This is a genomic window from Saccharicrinis fermentans DSM 9555 = JCM 21142 (assembly GCF_000517085.1).
GTDB classification, from domain to species: Bacteria; Bacteroidota; Bacteroidia; order Bacteroidales; family Marinilabiliaceae; genus Saccharicrinis; species Saccharicrinis fermentans.
Map to the genome: position 1 here is coordinate 932,372 of NZ_KI912107.1, position 20,494 is coordinate 952,865.

The 20,494-nt window shown below is 37.5% G+C and carries 12 protein-coding genes; all 12 read left to right on the forward strand.

Annotation, left to right across the window (positions count from 1 at the left end):
- The first annotated feature begins 47 nt into the window (after positions 1-47).
- The 12 genes from CYTFE_RS24890 (at position 48) to CYTFE_RS0104030 (ending at position 20,494) form a co-directional block, all read left to right on the forward strand.
- The gene (locus tag CYTFE_RS24890; protein ID WP_044212240.1) at positions 48-1,499 is read left to right on the forward strand and encodes a sulfatase family protein; all 1,452 of its coding nucleotides are present in this window, start codon (positions 48-50) and stop codon (positions 1,497-1,499) included.
- A gap of 259 nt (positions 1,500-1,758) precedes the next feature.
- Positions 1,759-4,212: a beta-galactosidase GalB gene (gene galB / locus CYTFE_RS0103980; protein WP_027470757.1), complete on the forward strand. Its 2,454-nt coding sequence runs from the start codon at positions 1,759-1,761 to the stop codon at positions 4,210-4,212.
- 73 nt (positions 4,213-4,285) lie between these two features.
- A complete protein-coding gene (locus tag CYTFE_RS24895; RefSeq protein ID WP_161636220.1) occupies positions 4,286-5,734 on the forward strand; it encodes a sulfatase family protein in 1,449 nt (482 codons plus the stop codon).
- A 101-nt stretch (positions 5,735-5,835) separates the two neighbouring features.
- The gene (locus tag CYTFE_RS24900; RefSeq protein ID WP_052342978.1) at positions 5,836-7,113 is read left to right on the forward strand and encodes a glycosyl hydrolase family 28-related protein; all 1,278 of its coding nucleotides are present in this window, start codon (positions 5,836-5,838) and stop codon (positions 7,111-7,113) included.
- 49 nt (positions 7,114-7,162) lie between these two features.
- Positions 7,163-8,620: an arylsulfatase gene (locus CYTFE_RS0103995; protein WP_044212227.1), complete on the forward strand. Its 1,458-nt coding sequence runs from the start codon at positions 7,163-7,165 to the stop codon at positions 8,618-8,620.
- 37 nt (positions 8,621-8,657) lie between these two features.
- Complete coding sequence (locus CYTFE_RS0104000; RefSeq protein WP_027470759.1) at positions 8,658-11,690, forward strand: glycoside hydrolase family 2 TIM barrel-domain containing protein; 3,033 nt, start codon at positions 8,658-8,660, stop codon at positions 11,688-11,690.
- Positions 11,691-12,179: 489 nt separating this feature from the next.
- Positions 12,180-13,493 carry a family 16 glycosylhydrolase gene (locus CYTFE_RS0104005; RefSeq protein ID WP_027470760.1) on the forward strand — a complete coding sequence of 438 codons (1,314 nt, stop codon included), beginning with the start codon at positions 12,180-12,182 and terminating at the stop codon, positions 13,491-13,493.
- Positions 13,494-14,085: 592 nt separating this feature from the next.
- Complete coding sequence (locus CYTFE_RS0104010; RefSeq protein WP_027470761.1) at positions 14,086-16,002, forward strand: FAD-dependent oxidoreductase; 1,917 nt, start codon at positions 14,086-14,088, stop codon at positions 16,000-16,002.
- Positions 15,990-17,135, forward strand: a complete 1,146-nt coding sequence (locus CYTFE_RS0104015; RefSeq protein WP_154665617.1) for a hypothetical protein — start codon at positions 15,990-15,992, stop codon at positions 17,133-17,135. Before CYTFE_RS0104010 ends, CYTFE_RS0104015 begins: the two co-directional genes overlap by 13 nt.
- A gap of 115 nt (positions 17,136-17,250) precedes the next feature.
- Positions 17,251-18,141, forward strand: coding sequence for a sialate O-acetylesterase (locus CYTFE_RS0104020; protein WP_161636221.1), 891 nt, complete (start codon positions 17,251-17,253; stop codon positions 18,139-18,141).
- 134 nt (positions 18,142-18,275) lie between these two features.
- On the forward strand, positions 18,276-19,286 hold the full coding sequence (locus CYTFE_RS0104025) for an L-rhamnose/proton symporter RhaT (protein ID WP_027470764.1): 1,011 nt from the start codon (positions 18,276-18,278) through the stop codon (positions 19,284-19,286).
- Between the two features lie 74 nt (positions 19,287-19,360).
- The gene (locus CYTFE_RS0104030) at positions 19,361-20,494 is read left to right on the forward strand and encodes a mandelate racemase/muconate lactonizing enzyme family protein (protein WP_027470765.1); all 1,134 of its coding nucleotides are present in this window, start codon (positions 19,361-19,363) and stop codon (positions 20,492-20,494) included.

Sequence of the window (20,494 nt, forward strand, 5' to 3'; positions counted from 1 at the left end):
TCTGTATTGGTGATGAATTATAGTTTTTAATATCATAAAATATAAAAATGAAATCTGTATTATTTAAATTGTTTTTGCTGTTACCGCTGTGTTTATGCTTTGCAAGCTGTCAGGACACTAAGCAGCAGATTAAAAAACCTAACATATTGTGGATTGTTGCGGAAGATTTGAGTCCATATATGGGATGTTATGGCGACAGTATTAATGAGGGGCATACCCCTGTAATCGATAAGCTGGCAGCCAGTGGTACCTTGTTTACAAAAGCGTATGCTCCAGCTCCTGTTTGTTCACCTTGTCGTTCTGCTTTTATTACGGGTGTGTCTCAAATAAAAACAGGAACCAATCATCATCGTTCCAGTCGCACAACAGATGGCGAAGTGGTACCAGAGGCTCTACGGATTAACTTACCAAACGGGATGAAGACCATACCACAATTAATGAAAGACGCAGGGTATTTTACTTTCAATAGTGGTAAAGATGATTATAACTTTCACTATAATCGTTTGGATTTATATGATGTTGGTAGCGAAGATGATTACAAGCCCGGCATGAATGGATGGCAAGGCAATCATGCTAAAGCAATGATGTCGGTTACGGAAGGAGTTTGGAGTGCTCGTAAAGATAAAGATCAAGCATGGTTCGGACAGGTTCAGATTATGGGGGGTAAGGCTGATTATAAGTATGTGCGCGAAGGAGAACGTTTGGCGCCAGATGAGGTGCCATTGCCTCCTTATTTTCCTAATATTCCTTCGCAACGTAAGGCCTGGGCTGATCATTACAATGCCAACCGAGGTTCTGATGTGAGAATAGAATCCATATTAAAACAATTGGAGCTGGATGGCGAGATGGAAAATACTATCATATTCTTTTTTTCTGATCATGGTAGTCCTACATCCTTGCATCATAAGCAATTTTGTTATGAAGACGGTATGCATGTGCCACTAATAATCAAAGGAAAGGGTATTGAGGCAGGTGTCATTAGGGACGAATTAGTTTCTTTATTAGATGTGAGTGCAACCACATTGGCATTAGGAGGCGCAGAAATGCCAGCGTATTTAGATGGACAGAATTTATTGGATAAGAATTTTAAATCACCTGAGTATATTTTTGGAGCTCGTGATCGTTGTGATTTTACCATCGACCGTATTCGTACTGCTCGTTCAGAGAAGTATCGTTATATACGTAATTTTTTTCCGGAAAGGCCTTTAATGCAACCTGGATATCGCGATCTGAAACCCATTGTAACGGATTTGAAAAATGCATATAAGAATGGAGAATTGACTCCTTATCAGGAAAAATTTTGGTTTGGTGTTCGTCCGGAAGAAGAGCTGTATGATATTGCAGCCGATCCTTTTGAAATGCATAATCTGGCATTGGATTCAGCTTACCAGGATGTTCTAAAACAACATCGTATAGCTTTAAATAATTGGTTGAAAGAATGTGGTGATAATGGAGATCAAGAAAATGCCGTTCAGTTGAAAGCTACCTATGATTTGTAGAAAGATCGACCACAGTTTAAAAATGCTGATGTTAATCCGGAGTATCATCAGTTTATGAATAAATAAAGAAATGATTAAGAATGTGGTTGACTAATTCTGTGCATTGCTAAAGTATATATGTTTAGGTTGGCAGAGTGATTTGAAATTTTAAGTAAGCGATATTTATCATTATGAAACGTGCCTTGATAAAGTATTTCATACACAGGAGTATGATTAATATCGGCGAGTTCCATATGACTATTGAAAGAAAAATATGAACATGAAACAATATTTATTTATGCTTGCCATAATGCTTGGCACAAGCCTGATGGCGCGCGACAAGGTTCCTTTCGATTCTAATTGGAAATTTGCCCGTTTTGGTTCCATGCCGGATGGTTCGTTTAAAAGAGAACACAAGGATATTGATGAAATAGATTATGATGACTCTTCGTGGCGTGTGTTGGATGTACCTCATGATTGGGGTATTGAAGGACCTTTCCGTTCCGACCTGCCTAACCAAACGGGTAAACTGCCTTGGGCTGGTATTGGTTGGTATCGCAAAGTGTTTGAATCCCCGGAATCTGATCAGGGTAAACGTGTTTTTGTGGAGTTTGATGGTGCTATGTCGGGTACGCAAATTTGGCTCAATGGATGTTATGTTGGTGAATGGCCGTATGGTTATACATCTTTTCAAATGGAGCTTACAAAATACCTTAAGGTGGGACAGAAGAATACCATAGCTGTGCGTCTTGATAATAAGGAGCATTCATCTCGTTGGTATCCGGGAGGCGGGATATATCGCCATGTACGCTTGGTGAAAACAAACCCTATAAAAATTGAACATTGGGGTGTGTTTGTGACCACTCCTGATGTTTCAAAGGAAAAAGCGACCGTAAATATTTCCACCGAGATTGATGGAGACACCGAGGGATTGGTTATTCACCAGGAAATTTTTGTCCCAGGTGACCCCCTTATTAAAGTTGCTGAGAAAAAATCTTTCAAGGGAGAGCTTTGTTCTGTAGACATCATAAAACCCAAACTTTGGGATCTTAACAACCCTAATTTATATGTGCTTAAAACATCATTGATAAAAGATGGGGAAGTGATAGATGAGCTAGACAATACATTCGGGGTTCGATCAATAGCGTATACTGCACAAGGTTTTTATTTGAATGGCGAGAAGGTGCGCATGAATGGGGTTTGCATGCATCACGACTTGGGGCCCTTGGGCACAGCCGTCAATGTTCGTGCTATGGAACGTCAAATTGAAATACTAAAAAGTTTTGGAACAAATGCTATTCGTACTGCGCATAATCCTCCTGCACCTGAGTTTCTTGATTTGTGCGATCGTATGGGTATACTTGTTCAAGTAGAGTCCTTTGATGTTTGGCAAAAACAAAAAGTGGAGAATGACTATTCTACTCTGTTCGGAGCATGGCATGAACGCGATCTAAGAGCCATGGTACGACGCGATCGTAATCATCCCAGTGTAGTGATGTGGAGTACTGGTAATGAAATGATTGAATTGCGTAGTGGTAATGATGCACCTATGGCTGTAAGGTTGGCTGATATTATTCGTTCTGAAGATGCAACACGACCTACTACTTTTGGTTGTAGTCGTCCCGAAGCTATTTCTAATGGCTTTGAACACACAGCGGATGTATTTGGCCTGAATTATAAACCACATTTATACCAGGAACTTCGCGATGCTAAACCAGATCTTCCTATTTATGGTAGTGAAACGGCTTCGACAGTTAGTTCAAGAGGTGAATATTTCTTTCCTGTTTCTGAGGATAAAAGAAAAGGCTCCGGCGGATATTTCCAGGTGAGCAGTTATGACTTTTCCGCACCAAACTGGGCTTACCGACCAGAAGTAGAATGGGAGTCATTAGACAAAAATCCATGGGTTTTGGGTGAGTTTGTATGGACGGGTTTTGATTATATTGGGGAGCCTACTCCTTATAATAAAGACAAGACAAATCTTCTGAATTTTAGCGATCCAGCCGAAAAAGCAAAAATGGAAGCTGAATTGAAAAAAATGGGAAACCAAATTCCTCCGCGAAGTTCGTATTTTGGTATAGTAGACCTGTGTGGTTTTCCTAAAGATCGATATTATTTGTATCAATCGCGGTGGTTGCCTGATGTACCAATGGTACATATCTTACCCCATTGGAATTGGCCCGAGAGAGTAGGTAAAGTGACGCCTGTTTTTGTGTATACTTCTGGTGACGAGGCAGAATTGTTTCTCAATGGAAAATCCTTGGGGCGTAAAAAGAAAGCTAATTTTGAGTATCGTTTGCGTTGGGATGATGTCATTTATCAACCAGGGGAGCTTGAAGTGGTTGCTTACAAAGGTGGTAAGCTGTGGGCGAAGAGTAAGGTTCAAACAACCCAAGATGCCGCTAAGCTTTCTCTTGAAGCAGATAGAACAATGATAGCTGCCGATGGACAAGACTTGTCTTTTGTTACAGTAAGGGTATTGGATAAATCGGGTTTAATGGTTCCAAGAACGCATAACTCGGTTAAATACACCCTATCTGGACCAGGTGAAATTATCGCTGTGGGTAATGGAAATCCTACCAGTCACGAATCATTTCAGGCAACTCAACGAAAGGTTTTTAATGGTATGGCATTGGTTGTTATACGTTCAAAGAAAGGTGAATCGGGTAAAATAAAGTTGATCGCAGAATCTGATGGTTTAAGAAAAGCTGAACGAATAATCAGAGCAAAATAGCTAGAGGTATTGGATGTTACATGATAATGTGCACCATAAGGCTGTTGAGGATTATTTATTAAAACGATTTTTTATGAAAAAGTATATGTATATTCTTGCTTTATTTTTCGCCTGTAGCTCCATATATGCCAGGAAAAAGCAGCCTAACTTACTTATCATTCATACCGATGAGCATAGTTTTAGAACCCTGAGCTGTTACCAAAAATTGATGCCAGAAAATCAGGCTTTTGTATGGGGAAAGGGAAATAATGTTCAAACTCCATATATTGACAGAATTGCTAATGAGGGGGCCATATGTATGAATTATTACGCCTCTTCTCCGGTTTGTACGCCATCACGTGCATCATTGGTCACAGGTTTATATCCTCAGGCAACAGGAGCTCCTAAAAATGGAATGAGTATTCGCCAAGATGTTCAAACATTTGCTCAAGTATTGTCTGAAGCGGGTTATGCAACATCTTATGTGGGTAAGTGGCATCTTGATGGTCATCGTAAGTATAAATTTGATATAGCGTATAATGCAGGTTTTGATGATAATAGGTATATGATGACTGGAGGTCATGCGCCTTATTTTCAGATTAATAATGAGGTAATAATTGCTTTAGGACAACGCCAAGCTCAAAGAATGCAGAGTAATGGAGAACAAGATATTACGTATGTAACCGATTTCTTTACTGACAAAACATTGGAAATACTGGAGCGAGATAAGGATAAACCTTTTTGTGTAATGTTATCTATTCCGGATCCGCATACCCCAGATGTTGCCCGTGAACCTTATGTTAGTATGTATAAAGAGATGCCCGTTCGTGCACCTTTTACCATGTCGCCGGAGTATACAGAAAAAAAACCACAATGGGGTAGAGGGGGACGTGATGATAAAAATGAAGTTAAACAGTTTAATCCGGATGCACTTCGTAATTATTTTGGTATGGTAAAGTGTATTGATGATAACGTGGGACGTATTCTTAAATTTTTGGATGATAATGATTTAACAGATAATACCATTGTTGTTTTTACTGCCGATCATGGAGATATGTTTTTTGAACATAATCGACTCAACAAGGGCGTGCCTTACGAAGCTTCATCTCGTATTCCATTTGTCATAAGGTATCCCCGCGAAATTGTGCCTGGTAAGGTTATCCGTAAAGCTTATACAAATGTAGACTTTGCACCAACCATCTTGAGTTTAATGCATGTAAATAACTCTTTGAAATGTCATGGTACGGATACTTCGACAGACTTTTTGAGCAATGATAGAGAAGTGTCTGGTGAACGTATTACATATTTTGCAAAAAATGGTGGTTGGTGGGTATGCGCGGTGAATCGTCATTACAAATTGATACTTGACAAAAAAGAGAAACCATGGTTGATCGATTTAGATAAGGATCCATTTGAAACCACAAATTATTATTATCATTCAGATTATAAGGATATTGCAAAGTTATTTCAAAAAGAGTTGTATGTTTTGATGAAGAAATTTGATGAGCCCGGATTAAAAACACAGCCTTATATAACAGAGTAAAGGAGATCGTGAAAAATGTAGGCATAGGTATGTTAGAATGTATCTAATAAAACATAGAACTATGATCGTCTTGGCACATTAAAACTTAAAAAAATATCAAAATGAATTTCATATTCAATTATTTTAAAGCTAAATACATTTGTTCTGCGCGTCTTTGTGCAGTGTGTTTTTTAAATTATATACTTTTAGTTGGTATAACAGCGCAAAACACAAAAGAATCTGATTTTTATACCGAGACGAACCACCTGGGTGTAGTAAAAAACTTTGTGAATGACTATGGTGGTAATGGAAACGATGCCTTAGATGATAGTGAAAAGCTTCAAGAGGCCATTGATGAACTCTCATCTTTAAAAAATGGAGGAAAAATAATTTTTCCTTCAGGAACTTATTATTTGGCTGAAATTCAGCTGCGATCTAACGTTCATCTTGTGATTGATAGAGAAACAACAATAATCCCTGTTCAACGTCAAAATCAAAAAAATTATAAAATTTTTCAGCTTGATGGACAAAATGAAATTATAAAGAATGTTAGTATTCGTGGAGTGGGAGGCGCATTTAAAGTAGATTTAAGAAATCTAAAGAATAAAAATGTTGGCGTCTTTTCCTGTGGTAATGTTGAAAATTTTCTTATCGCAAATTTTCATGTACTGGATGATTACACTAAGTTTTCAGCAGTAACTTTTGGTGTTTCAGCGTTTAAAGGTGGGTATAACTATGCTTCCAGGGGCGTTATAAAAAATGCGAGTATAAAGAATGCTAATTATGGATATGGTCTTATTCAAACCCAAGCTGCACGTGATATATTGTTTGAAAATATTTCTGGATCAGGAGGTGTTACCTTGCGGTTTGAAACAGGATATGATAAGATGAATAAACTACAGGTAGGGGGTGTTTTTAATATGGTGGCCAGAAATGTTTCTTGTGAAAATGGGAATGCTGCTTTAATGATATCTCCTCATTCGATGCATAATGGAAGCGTTAATGTGGATGGAGTATATGCTAAAAACTGTGGTTTTGCTGTGCGGATAGAAAAAGGTTATGTTAAAAAAGGATTGAAGTCTTTAAATCTTGTGCCAGGTATATATGAGCCTTCTGAAGTAAAAAATGTGACTGCAATTTATGGTAATTCAGCTCAACTTAAATCAAAGCATTTTAAATATATGCGATGTCATTTAAGAAATCTAATTACCGTGGATGCCAATCACACTCTCGAAAAAATATATAGCGGACCGTCTATTGCCGCTGTTTTGAATGGAGCAGAAGGTGAAGGTAAAGGAAAGTTTTTAGTAAAAGTTAGTAATGTTTCTTCCTCGGGATTTACCGAAGACCAAAAAGATATTTTGTATGAAGAGGATACATACCTTTGTTCTGAAAATTAAAAAGCAATGGTAAGTGAGCTTCTTTTTTTTAACTATAAATTATATAAAAATGAAAGTATTAGTTGCAATAGTTTTTCTATTATTAATCATATTCACATCATGCTCTGAAACAAGCATTAAAAAACAGAAGAAGCCAAATATCATATATATCTTGGCTGACGATGCAGGTTATGGAGATTTTAGTTGTTATGGGCAAACAGCGTTTCAAACTCCTAACATAGATAAATTGGCCCAACAAGGTATGAAATTCACACAGCATTACTGTGGGGCTAGCGTTTGTGCACCCTCTCGTTCTACTTTGATGACAGGTTTACATACCGGTCATACTGCTATTCGTGGGAATAGGGAATTGAAGGATCGTGAAGGACAGTTACCTATGGCAGCAGAATATGTGACTGTGGCTGAGCTTTTAAAAAAGGCGGGGTATGTTACCGGTGCCTTTGGTAAGTGGGGGCTTGGCTTTATTGGATCTGAAGGTGATGCTATTAATCAGGGTTTTGATGTTTTTTATGGTTATAATTGCCAGCGTATGGCTCATCGTTATTATCCTCCTTACTTGTGGGATAATGATGAAAAAGATTTTTTGGATGGTAATGACTGGAAGCATACGGTGACTTATGCACCAGATGTGATTCAAGAGAAAACATTAGCATTTATTGAAGATAATAAAAATAAACCTTTTTTTGCTTATGTACCACTTATACAGCCTCATGCTGAGTTGCTTGTGCCAGAAGATTCTATTTTTTTAAAGTTTAAAGGTAAATTCGAAGAACCTAAAAATTATAAAGAGATTCAACGATATGGATCCGATTATGGATCGGATATTGTACTTGAAAAATATTGCTACCAAAAATATCCCAAAGCAACATTTGTATCTATGATTTACCGTATGGATGTGTATGTGGGGCAAATTATGGCTAAACTTGAAGAACTGGGTATTGCCGATAATACAATTATCATGTTTGCTAGTGATAATGGTCCGCATGATGCTGGAGGTGCTAATCCTGTATATTTTAATAGTGCTGCAGGTTTTAGAGGTATGAAACGTGATTTATATGAAGGTGGTATTCGTACTCCATTTATTGTAAAGTGGCCTGCTAAAGTGAAGGCAGGGACACAAAGCGATCACGTGTCTGCTTTTTGGGATTTTTTACCAACCTGTGCAGATATTGCTGGTGTTAACATTGATCATTCTATCGATGGTATTTCGTTTTTACCTACGCTAACTGGTGCAGGAGTGCAAAAAAAACATGATTTCTTATATTGGGAGTTTGCCCACAAGGGAGGAAAGCAAGCCTTGAGAATGGGACAGTGGAAGGCTGTTATTAATAAAATAAACTCAACAAAGAATGCTAAGCTTGAACTATACAACCTAAATGAGGACAAGGAGGAAACAAATGACGTTGCTGCTGATTATCCTGGTGTTGTTGAAAAGATGAAGCAAACGATTGTAGAACAGCATGTTTCGTCTAACTTATTTCCTTTATTCAAGGAGGAAGTACAATAAATGAGAATATTTACTTATCTATTAGTTTGAGGTTTATATGAGGTATACGGTTTTATTCATGTCGTTGTTGTTGATAATGAACTTATCGGCGCAAGAAAACATAAGTTTTAATTCCAAGTGGAAGTTTCAATTGGGTGATCATAAGGAAGTATCCGATGTTCAATATGATGATGCTAATTGGAGAGTTCTTGAATTACCACACGATTGGAGCATTGAAGGTGAATATAGCCCAGATGCACCTATGGGTGGTCAATGTGGTTATTTGCCTGCCGGAATTGCTTGGTATCGTAAAACTATGCATGTGCCGGAAGAGTGGAAAGGAAAGCATGTTGAAATTGCTTTTGATGGTGTTTTTATGAATAGTACAGTATATGCCAATGGTAAAAAGTTAGGGACACGACCTTATGGTTGGATATCCTTTTATTACGATATAAGTTCCATCGTAAATCAATCGGATGAAATTATTTTTGCTGTTCGTGTAGATAATGAAAAGCAGCCTTCGGCTCGGTGGTATACGGGCAGTGGTATTTATGCCAATACATGGATACGTATTAGAGATCATGTACATGTGCCACAAGATGGGATATTTGTTCGTACGAATAAGAATGTGCTCACCATAGATACTGAAGTAAGAAATAAATGGAATCAAGATATTAGAGCCAGATTGCTGACTTCGGTACTTGACGCCAATGGAAATGAAGTGGCATCAGTTGAAGATAAGGTAAGATTACAGGCTGATACTATCCATAAAATACGTCAGACCATTACTGTGAATAATCCAAATTTATGGAATATTGACGCTCCATATCTGTATACCTTGGTTACGCGTGTTAAAACAGGAAGAAAGATACGGGATCGTAGAGAGACTCGTTTTGGAATCCGAGATATTGAATGGAAGCCTGAAACAGGTATGTGGTTGAATGGCCAAAATGTCAAGCTTCAGGGGGTTTGTAATCATCAGGATGCAGGGGCTTTAGGTGCTGCAGTACCCGATAAAATATTGCGTTATCGAATCAAGCAGTTAAAGGAGATGGGAGTAAATGCCATTCGTACTGCCCATAATCCTCAAACGCCTCAATTTTACGCTATGTGTGATGAGATGGGGATGTTAGTCATGGATGAAATTTTTGATGGCTGGATGAAAAAAGCAGCGAATGACTATGGAGCACATGCTTTTAAGGATTGGTGGAAACAGGATCTAAGGGATTGGTTAAAACGAGATCGTAATCATCCATGTGTAGTTATTTATAGTGTAGGAAATGAAACGCATGGAGAGGTAGGGGAAGATCTTGTTCAACAGTGCCATCTTTTAGATCCTACCAGACCGGTTACTTCTGGTCACTCAGGTTCTGAGTATATGGATGTGTTAGGCGTGAATGGACATAGTGAGAAGATGGGATTTTTTGATGAGTTGCAGGATGATCGTGTATTTATTGGTACTGAGAATACGCACACTTGGCAGGTGCGAGGATATTATCGTACCAAAACTTGGTATCGAGATGGTTATCCTAATAACCGACAAAAGCCCTATTGGTATCCTGATTTAACCAAAGAGGAAGTGTTTTCAGATGATTGGACCAATGCCGCTGGGAAGTCACATTTTAAACAGGTTTTTAACTCCAGTTATGACAATGCGATGGTGCGTTTAACTTCTCGGCAAAATATTGAGCAGTTACGTGATATTCCCAAGTATGCGGGTTCTTTTCGATGGACAGGTTATGATTATATTGGAGAGGCGACCTATGTACATGGAGGATGGCCCTTTAAAGCTTTTATGGGTGGGGCGATTGACTTAGCTAATTTTGAAAAGGATTTATTTTACTTGTATCAAAGTCAGTGGACCGATAAACCAATGGTGCATATCTTACCTCACTGGACGCATCCAACTATTCAAGAAGGAACAAAAATACCTGTTTGGGTATATTCTAATTGCGATGAGGTGGAATTATTTTTCAATGGACAATCTTTGGGACGTAAACCTAAAGGTAGTAAATGGAATGAGATGCAGCGTGAATGGTTGGTTGCTTATCAACCTGGGGAGTTGAAGGCTGTGGCCTTCAACCAAGGGAAAGAGGTAGCGCAACAGACAGTTCGTACAGCTGGTCCTCCTTCTAAAATTTCTCTATCAGTCGACGGGGAGCCTTTGGCTAATGAAGGAAAGGATATTGTTCAGGTGCGTGTGACCACTACAGATGCTAATGGTGAATTTTATCCCTATGGTGAAAATCGTACTTATTTTCATGTGATAGGAAATGGAAAAATAAGAGCGTTGGATAATGGTAGTCCGATTGATGTGGAGAAGCATTTTGAGGCTTCTGATCGTATCGCTTTTTATGGACTGACACGTGCTTACATAGAATCTGTAGCAAAGAATGGTGATATTTCACTTTTAGCTACCTGTATTTTAGGCGAAAAGAAACAGGTTATCTCAAAGCAAGTAAGTATTGATACCCAAATGTTGACCTTACGAGGTAAGGCTACTAAAGTTGATGTTAAAGTTTATTATACCATTGATGGTTCAGAACCTAATTTTCATTCCAAACTTTATCAATCTCCTTTTGAAGTTGAATTGGGTACCACCGTAAAAGCATTGGTAGTTCTCAATGGTAAAGCACTTTACATCATGGAAGAGCGCTTTGCTAAAGATGAAGGATTTGTTTGGGATGCCGTTCAACAGGCAGTAAACCCTGGAGGTGATCAGGCCGAGGATGCTACATTTAATATAGCCTATAAATCTACACAAGGCATGGGTTTTAAGGGTACTGGATATCTTGATTTTGGTCGTAATAGTGGTGGATACGTTGAATGGTATCAGGAAAATGACGGAAGTGCAGGAGCGTTTACATTAAAAATCAGATATAGTGCAAATAAAAAGATCAGACCTGTTTATAGAGTTAAACTAACTGTAAATGGTAAGTCGAAAGAAATAAGGATGCCTGCTACTGATAAATTCAGAACCCAATGGGACACCTTTGAAACGTTTGCCTACTTTGGGGTAGGTGCAAACACAATTCGTTTAGAAGCCCTTGAGGATGATGGTTTGGGAATCGATGAGCTTCGAGTGGAATAAACTTGTAAACAATGGGTAGTATCAATATAGTGGTTATCAACGACCCCCTCGGAAGCTACTGCGCCTTGCATCATAAATTAATATACGACAGGGTGTAAGGTTCGCCGTGCGATGTGTTGGTCATGCCCTCGCTAACCATCAAATCAAAATGTTTTTAATGCCGCCATGATATTATATTTTTAGAGGCTAAACAAGCCTGTTGGGTTTAAGTTTAAAATATAGTTAAACTATTGCAAAATAAAATTATGGTAACCCTTGAGGTAGCCAAGTTCGAGGGGCTTACCATTTATAATAGTGTTTTTTTATAATCCTGGGCACTTTTAAACTAACCTGCTCTTGCATATGGTAGAGACTGTTTAAAAACGACTAAATATGTGTGAATCAAAAGTTAATAAAGATAATATTTGACTAATGTTAGGTAATATTGACGATAATTACCGAACCAAACGTTTTTATTTTTGATAAACAATAATTTAAACTTTGGTAAAAATGAAAAAGAAAATTATACTACAATGCCTAATTATGCTTTTATGCATTTCGACCTATGCACAACAACCCTTTGGGTTGTCGGGAAATTGGGAGTTGCAAAATGCTCTTTCGGATGAGTTCAATGGTGGATTAAACACTGGTAAATGGGAACATGATCCTGCTGACTGGGGGCCATGGTCATGGAAACCAGAACGTACAAAAGTTAGTAATGGAAAATTAAAATTAACTCTAGATTGGGACAAGCATATACGAGGAGGAGAACAACTATACTTTACTTCTGGGATTATTAGGAGTAAACAATCCATTAAATATGGATATTTTGAAGTGAAAATGAAGGGTGCCCCTCAACACCCGGGTGTATGCCCTGCATTTTGGACATATAGCATAGGGCAACCTGCCATAGTTTATAACGGACAAACAATAAAATATAACGAAATTGATTTTCCCGAAATACAGCAACGCTTACGAAATGTTAAACTAATAGATTGGAATGTCATAAGAGCTGATGCCACAGGCAAAAGAACTTCTGTTAGAGAAACGACAGGAGGAGGTGTTGGACCAAGTTTTGATCCAAGAAGTGGTTATCATATTTATGGGTGTTTATGGGAAAAAGATAATATTGAGTTTTATATTGATGGTGCATTGGTTGCTACAGCCGACCCTACAGAATCTATTTATCAATTTCATCAGCAGCATTTGGTTATTTCGTTAGGATTGAGGGAGCCTTATTATGAATATATAAACGGGCAAAGAAAAGCTATTAAAACTGAAAGCAGACCAGCAGGTTTTCCAACTACAATGCAAGTAGAATATGTAAGAACTTGGAAAAGGTCTACTGAGGGAACTAATACTTGTGATGATACTTGGAAATCAACTGCAACATATTCATTGTCTGATGAAGTAATTTATAACGGTACTAAATGGAAGTGGAAATCTAGAACGGACGGAAACTGTACCCCTGGAAATTGTGGCAGATGGAGAAATCTAGGTGCTTGTTCAACACTTAAAAGTGCAAGTGTATATGAACCTTCTAACGATGTTGAAATTCAAAAAAAGAATTCTGAAACATCTCGGAATATAGATTCTGGAGCTACTGGTATGTTAAAAGTAAGTCATAATAGTGCGGATGATATTTTAATAATTACTTCTGATGACAAAACTAATGTAAACATCTATGACATAAATGGTAAAGTCATGCTTTCAAAATCTTTTAATGGATGTATCGAGTTAGATATTAATTTTCTACCTCAAGGTTTGTATATAGTTAAAGTAGCTAATAAGGTAAATAGTGTTACTAAAAAGATTGTTAAATAATAAAGAAATATACTCCTTTTTTTATTGGCATTGTCCTTTGGGGTAAAGTTACATGATAGTATGTATTTTGTGTACAATTGTGAAAGACCAATAAATAATAATGGATGTAAAAGAATTGTGGTTCTGGCAAATCTAAATTCCCTTGCTAAGTGGATATATAATTCTAGACTTATTTATAAAAAATAGGGTGAATATGACTGTAATAAACCTCTCTTATCTTCTTTGGAGGATAAGGGAGGTTTTTATCATTTTAAGGGTGTTAATTTTATAATCTTGAACATTTTTAAACTGACCACCTTCGCACATGAAGGAGACTGTTTTAAAACGACTAACTTTATTTGTTCTTGATGCTTTTTGTCTTTATGTACCCATAAAAACAATTAATTTACTCTCAGGTATATATTCTTTTTCCAGGTAAGCTACATTTATTAGTTGAAATCAAACCGTGTTTATACAATGCTTAAAAAAATAGCGATCACTTTATAATAATCTACATATGAAACGAGCCACGGGAACGTGTTCCACACACATACAGGAGTATGATTGATTTTGGCGAGTTCTATGTGACCTTTGAAAAGATAAATTAGAGTATATGAAAAGAAGAGATTTTTTTAGAAAGGGAGCCAAAGGTGTTGCTGGAGCTAGCTTACTTTCTATTGCAGGTCCTGTTTCTGCAAGAGATTTAGGGAGAAATGACCGATCAAAAGATAATTGGTATCAGGTGGCAACTGGTAATATGGGAATTCCGCAGAGACAGCAAACGGTAAAATGCGATGTGCTGGTTGTTGGTGGTGGTATGGCTGGCATTTCAGCGGCCGTATCTTCTGCACGAAATGGAGTTAAAACGATATTAATTCAGGATCGGCCCGTGTTGGGAGGTAATGCATCCAGTGAAATGCGTATTACTGTTAATGGTGCTCCTCAAGAAAGGGAAACAGGTATTGTTGAAGAAATTCTCATTGAAAATTGGGTTCATAACAAGCAGCAATCTTATCCAGTGTGGGATCATGTGCTATATAACTATGTTACGCGTCAACCGAATCTGCAATTAATACTTAATACACAGGCTGTTGATGTGCTTTTGAATGATAATGTAATAAAAGCAGTTAAATGTTGGGGTTTGACGAATGAAACAGAGACTACCATTTATGCAAAACAGTTTATTGATTGCTCAGGGGATGGTTTAATGGCAGCTATGACGGGTGCTGAATATCGAACGGGACGTGAAGGTAAGGATGAATTTGGTGAGTCATATGCGCCTGATCGTCCGGATGGATGGACTATGGGGGATTGTATCATGATGATTACGAAAGATATGGGGCGACCCATGCCATTTAAAGCACCTGATTATGCCATTCCTTTCGACCACGAAACCGCGTTTAAAGACAAGCACCGACGTATTAAGCAGGTTAAAGAAGGATTTTGGTGGATTGAAGTGGGCGATGATTTTGATATTATTGGTCATCGTGAGGATATTAGACATAAATTAATGGCTTATTTTTATGGTGTTTGGGATTATATAAAAAATTCGGGTAATTATCCTGAAGCCGAAAATATTGCTCTAGATTGGGTGGGATCTATCCCCGGACGACGTGAGTCACGTCGCTTTGTGGGAGACTATATGCTTACACAAAATGATATTTTAAAGTGTCGCCACTTTAAAGATGCAATTGGTTTTGGGGGGTGGTCTTTGGATGAGCATAACCCTGGAGGTGTCGAAAATATGACTGAACCTGCAAGTTATTTTCATGCAAGAAGTGCTGAAGTTTATGAGATACCGTATGGTATTTTGTATTCCAAGAATATCTCAAATCTTTCTTTTGCAGGAAGAAATGCAAGCTTAACACATATTGCTCTTTCTTCCACGCGCGTTATGGCTACTTGCTCTTTAATGGGACAGGCTGTAGGAACGGGTGCTTCTATCTGTGTTAAAAAGGAAATTAACCCGCGAGAATTACGTACCAAATATATGGATGACTTGCAAGAACAGTTATTGCGCGACGATGTATTTATACCTAAGCGGCCGGCTATGGATAAAAGAGATTTGGCACGTACCGCAGATTTAATGGTGGGTTCGTCTACGCTTTCAGGTGACGTTCAGTTGTTGATAGATGGTGTGTCTCGTGATAGAGATAACGAAGTGCATCATTGGGAGACAGATGGATTACCTGCCCAGTTGCAATTGGAATGGAAAGTGCCAGTGAACATATCCAAAGTAGAAATGAAAGGTGATACCAATGTACATCGTCATTTGATGATGCATAAAAATCCAGACAAATATATACAAAAAAAACAGCTATTAGATGTTCCTCCCGAATTAATAAAAAAGCTTAGAATTGAAGTTCGTGATCAGGGTAAATGGGTTGAGGTGTCAAACATAGAGGAGAATATTACGCGTTCTATTAAAACAACCTTTGCACAGGTGAAAACTTCGGCTGTTCGCATTACCTTGTTGGATACTTGGGGGTATGAAAATGCTAAGTTATTTGAAGTGAGATGTTATTCGTAATGGTGCAGCGTAAAATAATATGGGCTTTTTTGACTTTTTTTTTGTTTAGTTTCTCATACGAAAAAGTAAATAGTATTTCCAAAAGTCGTGAGAAAAAGATGCACCGAATTGTATTGTCTCATCCTGCTTATGAGGATAGTTTGATTTGTGAATTGCGTGAAACTTATGATAAACAAAACCGACTTGTTGGATTTAATATGGATGTGTTGTCCGTTTATTGTGCAGAGCATGTTTGTAGTGTGGATACAGTACATTTATTTTGGAATGTGATGGGACAATACTTGCGTTATGAATTGCCTGAAGGTGTGACATTGGAGAAAAATGATGGAAAGCCTTTTGTGAAGCAAGATTATGAGTTACTGCATGAAATATTAAATGATGAAAATGCCCGTTTTAACAAATTATCATATAACGATATCGTTAAAAAAAATGATGTTGAGCATGGACTTGAATTAGATGGGTATTCTGGAGCTACTATCATTGCTTTTGATGATGGCGAAGCTGTAAAAGGTGCTGCCTTAACATGCTATACCTTGTGGCATTACGTTTATGGTGATGTGAAGAGCTATATGAGGAGGGTTGCTATTGAGAAAACTACAGAGGAAAAGGCCGTGGAGTATCTATTGATGGATAGCTTGGAATTTAAAATTTTTGCCATTGAGTGGTTTACAAAGGAACATGTTTATAAGCCCGCCATTTCCGATATGGTATTGAATGAAATGTTACTCTATCCGCAATTGATAAAAATAGGTATTGCATATATGGAACAGTTACCTGTAAAGTTATACCAGAATGTTTTATATGAGTTGTGTGGTAGCTCTGTTTCGGAAATAAGATTAGCAGCTTTGAAATCTATGTCGGGTTCTTTGACTCAAATTGAAGGCCGTTTTATGGATGATGTTTTTGTTCTATTTAAAGGTGCAGATGTTTATAAGGAGTTAAACTTGCTCTTTAATATTGCTGATCAAAATAATATAAACTCAAAAGCAAGTATTGAATTAGCTTTGTCTTTGTTGGAGAAAGATATTATAGTTTCGAGGCGTGCCTATTATTTTTTATTGAATCAGACGCTTAATCAAAAACAAAATAGAGTTGTACAGAAGTATTATGTAGAATATAAAAGTTTTTTGTAATAAGAGCTTATTTATTCTGGCTTATTCCTAAATTATTTATTACCACAATTCCAGAATCAATCACAGTATAGAACGTAGTAAAAGTAGAGTTTTTAGTTTCATAATGGAAAATAAAATGAAAAGAAAGATATTATATTTGATTGTTGTTATCAGTATTATTTCATTAAATAGTATTGCTCAAAATGTTGTTCATGTTGTTTTACTTGGTGGGCAATCTAATATGGCTGGAGCCGGCAATTATTATCAATTGGACAGTACGCTTCGAGAACGTATTGAAGTAGCATCTCAAAGGGTTGAGTTGAGTGTTGATGGCTTGCCACCCAGACCTTTGAGTTATACATACTCTACTTTTCAGAAACGAAAACGAGGGTTTGGTGCAGTTTTTGGACCTGAATTGCTTTTAGGTGTTACTTTAGCAGAAGCCTATCCAAAACAAGAATTTTTGTTTATAAAATTAGCACAAGGAGGTACTTCTCTTTATGGCGCATGGAATCCGGAATGGTCGCGGGATAAAGCCTTGGAGTTAGAGCGAGGAGAGATGAAACAAAATCTGCAATTATTTAAAAAACATGTAGATATTATACATGAACAATTATTACATCTCAAAAACAATGGTAGATTATATCGTATATTAGGTATGGTATGGATGCAAGGTGAAAATGATGCAGCCCGTGAAGTGAGTGCGCGTAGTTATCAAACGAACCTAAATAAATTGATAGAAGCTTATCGTAAAGAATTTAAGATCCCGGATATGCCGTTTGTAATGGGACAGATTAATTCAAATTATGGAAGGTTTGCACAAGGTCCTCAAATGGTTAGAGAGGCAATGGTGAATGTTGCCCAGAGTGATGTTCATGTGGGAATAATTACCACAGTACCAAAATCACCATGGCTTGATTATCCTAAGCATACTGATAATGTACATTACAATACAGAAGGCCAAAGAAGATTAGGTATTGCCTTTGCAAAAATACTAATTGATTTGTCCTGCAAAATGGAGGATTGATAAGCTAAATAAAATTGATTTTTCATATAATTGGTATCGTTTAGGGTAAAATAGTGTAATGGCTAGATAAATTAAGCGAATTTGATTTCTTAAAATTCCATTTCATTTGTATAAAATATAAATAGTATACAATTATGGAATTTGCATTTATACCATTGTTACTCGTTTTATTTGCGAGTATTTTCCAGGGTTCGTTTGGTCTGGGTATGAAATTTATGTCTCCCTTGAAATGGGAAGCTTGGTGGTTTGTCCATGCTACAGTGGCAATGATTATTGTACCTGTCGTTTGGGCTTTGATAGTTGTCCCTGATTTATTTCAAGTGATAGCAAAGGCTCCTTCCCAAGCCATAATAATAGGAATGTTATTTGGTTTTCTTTGGGGTATTGGGGGCATTATGTTTGGTAAAAGTATTCCTTATATTGGTATTTCATTAACGTATGGTATCGTAATGGGTACCTGTTCTGCAGTGGGAAGCTTAATCCCATTTTTTCAAATAGATAATGCTATTAGTTTGCCTGCTTTTCCTTATGTAATAGTGGGGGTAGTCATTATGTTGTTCGGTGTAGCGGTATCTGCATATGCAGGAATTAAACGGGATAAACTAATCGGTGATACTTCAGGTGGAAAAATAAACCTTAATAAAGGTATCGCTATTGCGCTTGTTAGTGGGGTGTTATCTGCTTTTCTTAATGTAGGTTTTGTCAATGCGCAATCCGTAGGAATAATAGCTGAATCGGTGGGTGCTTTGCCTCGTAATAGTAGTTTGGCTGTATGGGTAGTTGTTCTCATGGGAGCTTACCTGATGAATGCAGGATATGCTATCTTTCTTCTTGCAAAAAATAAAACATGGAGTTCATTTGCTGTTTCTCATTCCTCAAAAGCTTATGTTTGGTCTATAGTGGCTGGTCTATTGTGGTTTGGTGCATTAGGGATTTATGGGCAGGGAGCTACTCTAATGGGAGGAATGGGGCCTGTTATTGGGTGGCCTATTCTTCTGGGTGTATCATTAATAGTGAGTAATGTGTGGGCCTATATAAATAATGAATGGAAAGGAGCAAAAGTACCTTTTATTTGGTTATTGGCTGGTTTGTTTATTCTGATTGTTGCTACCGTGGTGCTGGGATATGCAAATGGAGTAAATTAAATGGTTCATACCAAACTTAAATACTAGGATCTTATATACCTGCCGTATAATTTTTGAAAAATAAATATAATCATATGAAAGTTACATCAATAGAAAGTTTTATTCTTTCTGACACATTGAAGGAAAGCTTTTATTTCTCGCAATGGGAGTACTGTGAACGACAAATTTGTATTGTAAAAATCACTTGTGATGATGGACATGTGGGCTGGGGTGAAGGTTATGGTCCCGCGAAATTGGTGAAAGCCGGAATTGAACACTTGACTCCTTATGTGTTGGGTCAAAATCCTTTGCAGACCGAAACGATTTGGAGTATTATGTATCGGAGAACCTTGGATTTTGCGCGTCGAGGTATCTTGGTTTCGGCCATGAGTGCTATTGATGTGGCTCTTTGGGATCTAAAAGGAAAAATATGTGATCAACCTGTTCATTTGTTGTTGGGAGGTAAAAAACGTGATGTTATTTTGCCGTATGCTACAGGTATGTACTATTCTAATTGCGATAATTTGGGACAGAAACTAGCCAATGAGGCAAAAGAATATGCAGACTTAGGATACAAGGCTATGAAAATGAAAGTGGGACTAGGAATAGAGGAGGATATTGAGTACGTTAGGATGGTTCGTGAGGCCATTGGACCCGATGTGGCACTTATGATTGATGCCAACCATGCGTATTGTTTGCGAGAGGCTGTTCAACTGGCAAATGCCGTAGAAAAATACAATATAGCTTGGTTTGAAGAGCCAATATCGCCCGAATACTATGAGCAATATGCCGAATTGCGTAGTAAGACTACTATTCCAATTGCAGGAGGAGAATGTGAATATTTGCGTTACGGTTTTCAAACCTTGTTAAAATCAAATTCAGTAGATATTATTCAACCCGATATTTGTGCAACAGGAGGATTAACAGAGGCCAAACGTATTGCTGTTTTAGCTTCGGTATATGGAGTTGAGGTTGTTACGCATACCTGGGGTACAGGTATCGCTATTTCTGCTGCCTTGCATTTTGTAAGTAATTTGGATAGTATCCCAGGACGTTTGAAAATGCCGTATAATCAGATAGAATATGATCGGACAGAGAATGGTCTCCGAGAAGAGCTTACCACAACAAAAATGGTTGAGAAAAATGGTGAAATCATTGTTTCTGATGATCCAGGACTCGGATTTGAATTAAATGAAGATGTGTTATGTAAATATCTTTTAAAAGAATAG

Excerpts from the sequence above, each read along its gene's own strand:
- CYTFE_RS0104025 (WP_027470764.1), top strand. The coding sequence starts at position 18,276 with ATGGAATTTGCATTTATACCATTGTTACTCGTTTTATTTGCGAGTATT.
- CYTFE_RS0104005 (WP_027470760.1), top strand. The coding sequence starts at position 12,180 with ATGAAAAAGAAAATTATACTACAATGCCTAATTATGCTTTTATGCATT.
- CYTFE_RS0104000 (WP_027470759.1), top strand. The coding sequence starts at position 8,658 with ATGAGGTATACGGTTTTATTCATGTCGTTGTTGTTGATAATGAACTTA.
- CYTFE_RS24895 (WP_161636220.1), top strand. The coding sequence starts at position 4,286 with ATGAAAAAGTATATGTATATTCTTGCTTTATTTTTCGCCTGTAGCTCC.
- CYTFE_RS0104020 (WP_161636221.1), top strand. The coding sequence starts at position 17,251 with ATGAAAAGAAAGATATTATATTTGATTGTTGTTATCAGTATTATTTCA.
- CYTFE_RS0104010 (WP_027470761.1), top strand. The coding sequence starts at position 14,086 with ATGAAAAGAAGAGATTTTTTTAGAAAGGGAGCCAAAGGTGTTGCTGGA.
- CYTFE_RS0103995 (WP_044212227.1), top strand. The coding sequence starts at position 7,163 with ATGAAAGTATTAGTTGCAATAGTTTTTCTATTATTAATCATATTCACA.
- galB (WP_027470757.1), top strand. The coding sequence starts at position 1,759 with ATGAAACAATATTTATTTATGCTTGCCATAATGCTTGGCACAAGCCTG.
- CYTFE_RS24900 (WP_052342978.1), top strand. The coding sequence starts at position 5,836 with ATGAATTTCATATTCAATTATTTTAAAGCTAAATACATTTGTTCTGCG.
- CYTFE_RS0104015 (WP_154665617.1), top strand. The coding sequence starts at position 15,990 with ATGTTATTCGTAATGGTGCAGCGTAAAATAATATGGGCTTTTTTGACT.
- CYTFE_RS24890 (WP_044212240.1), top strand. The coding sequence starts at position 48 with ATGAAATCTGTATTATTTAAATTGTTTTTGCTGTTACCGCTGTGTTTA.
- CYTFE_RS0104030 (WP_027470765.1), top strand. The coding sequence starts at position 19,361 with ATGAAAGTTACATCAATAGAAAGTTTTATTCTTTCTGACACATTGAAG.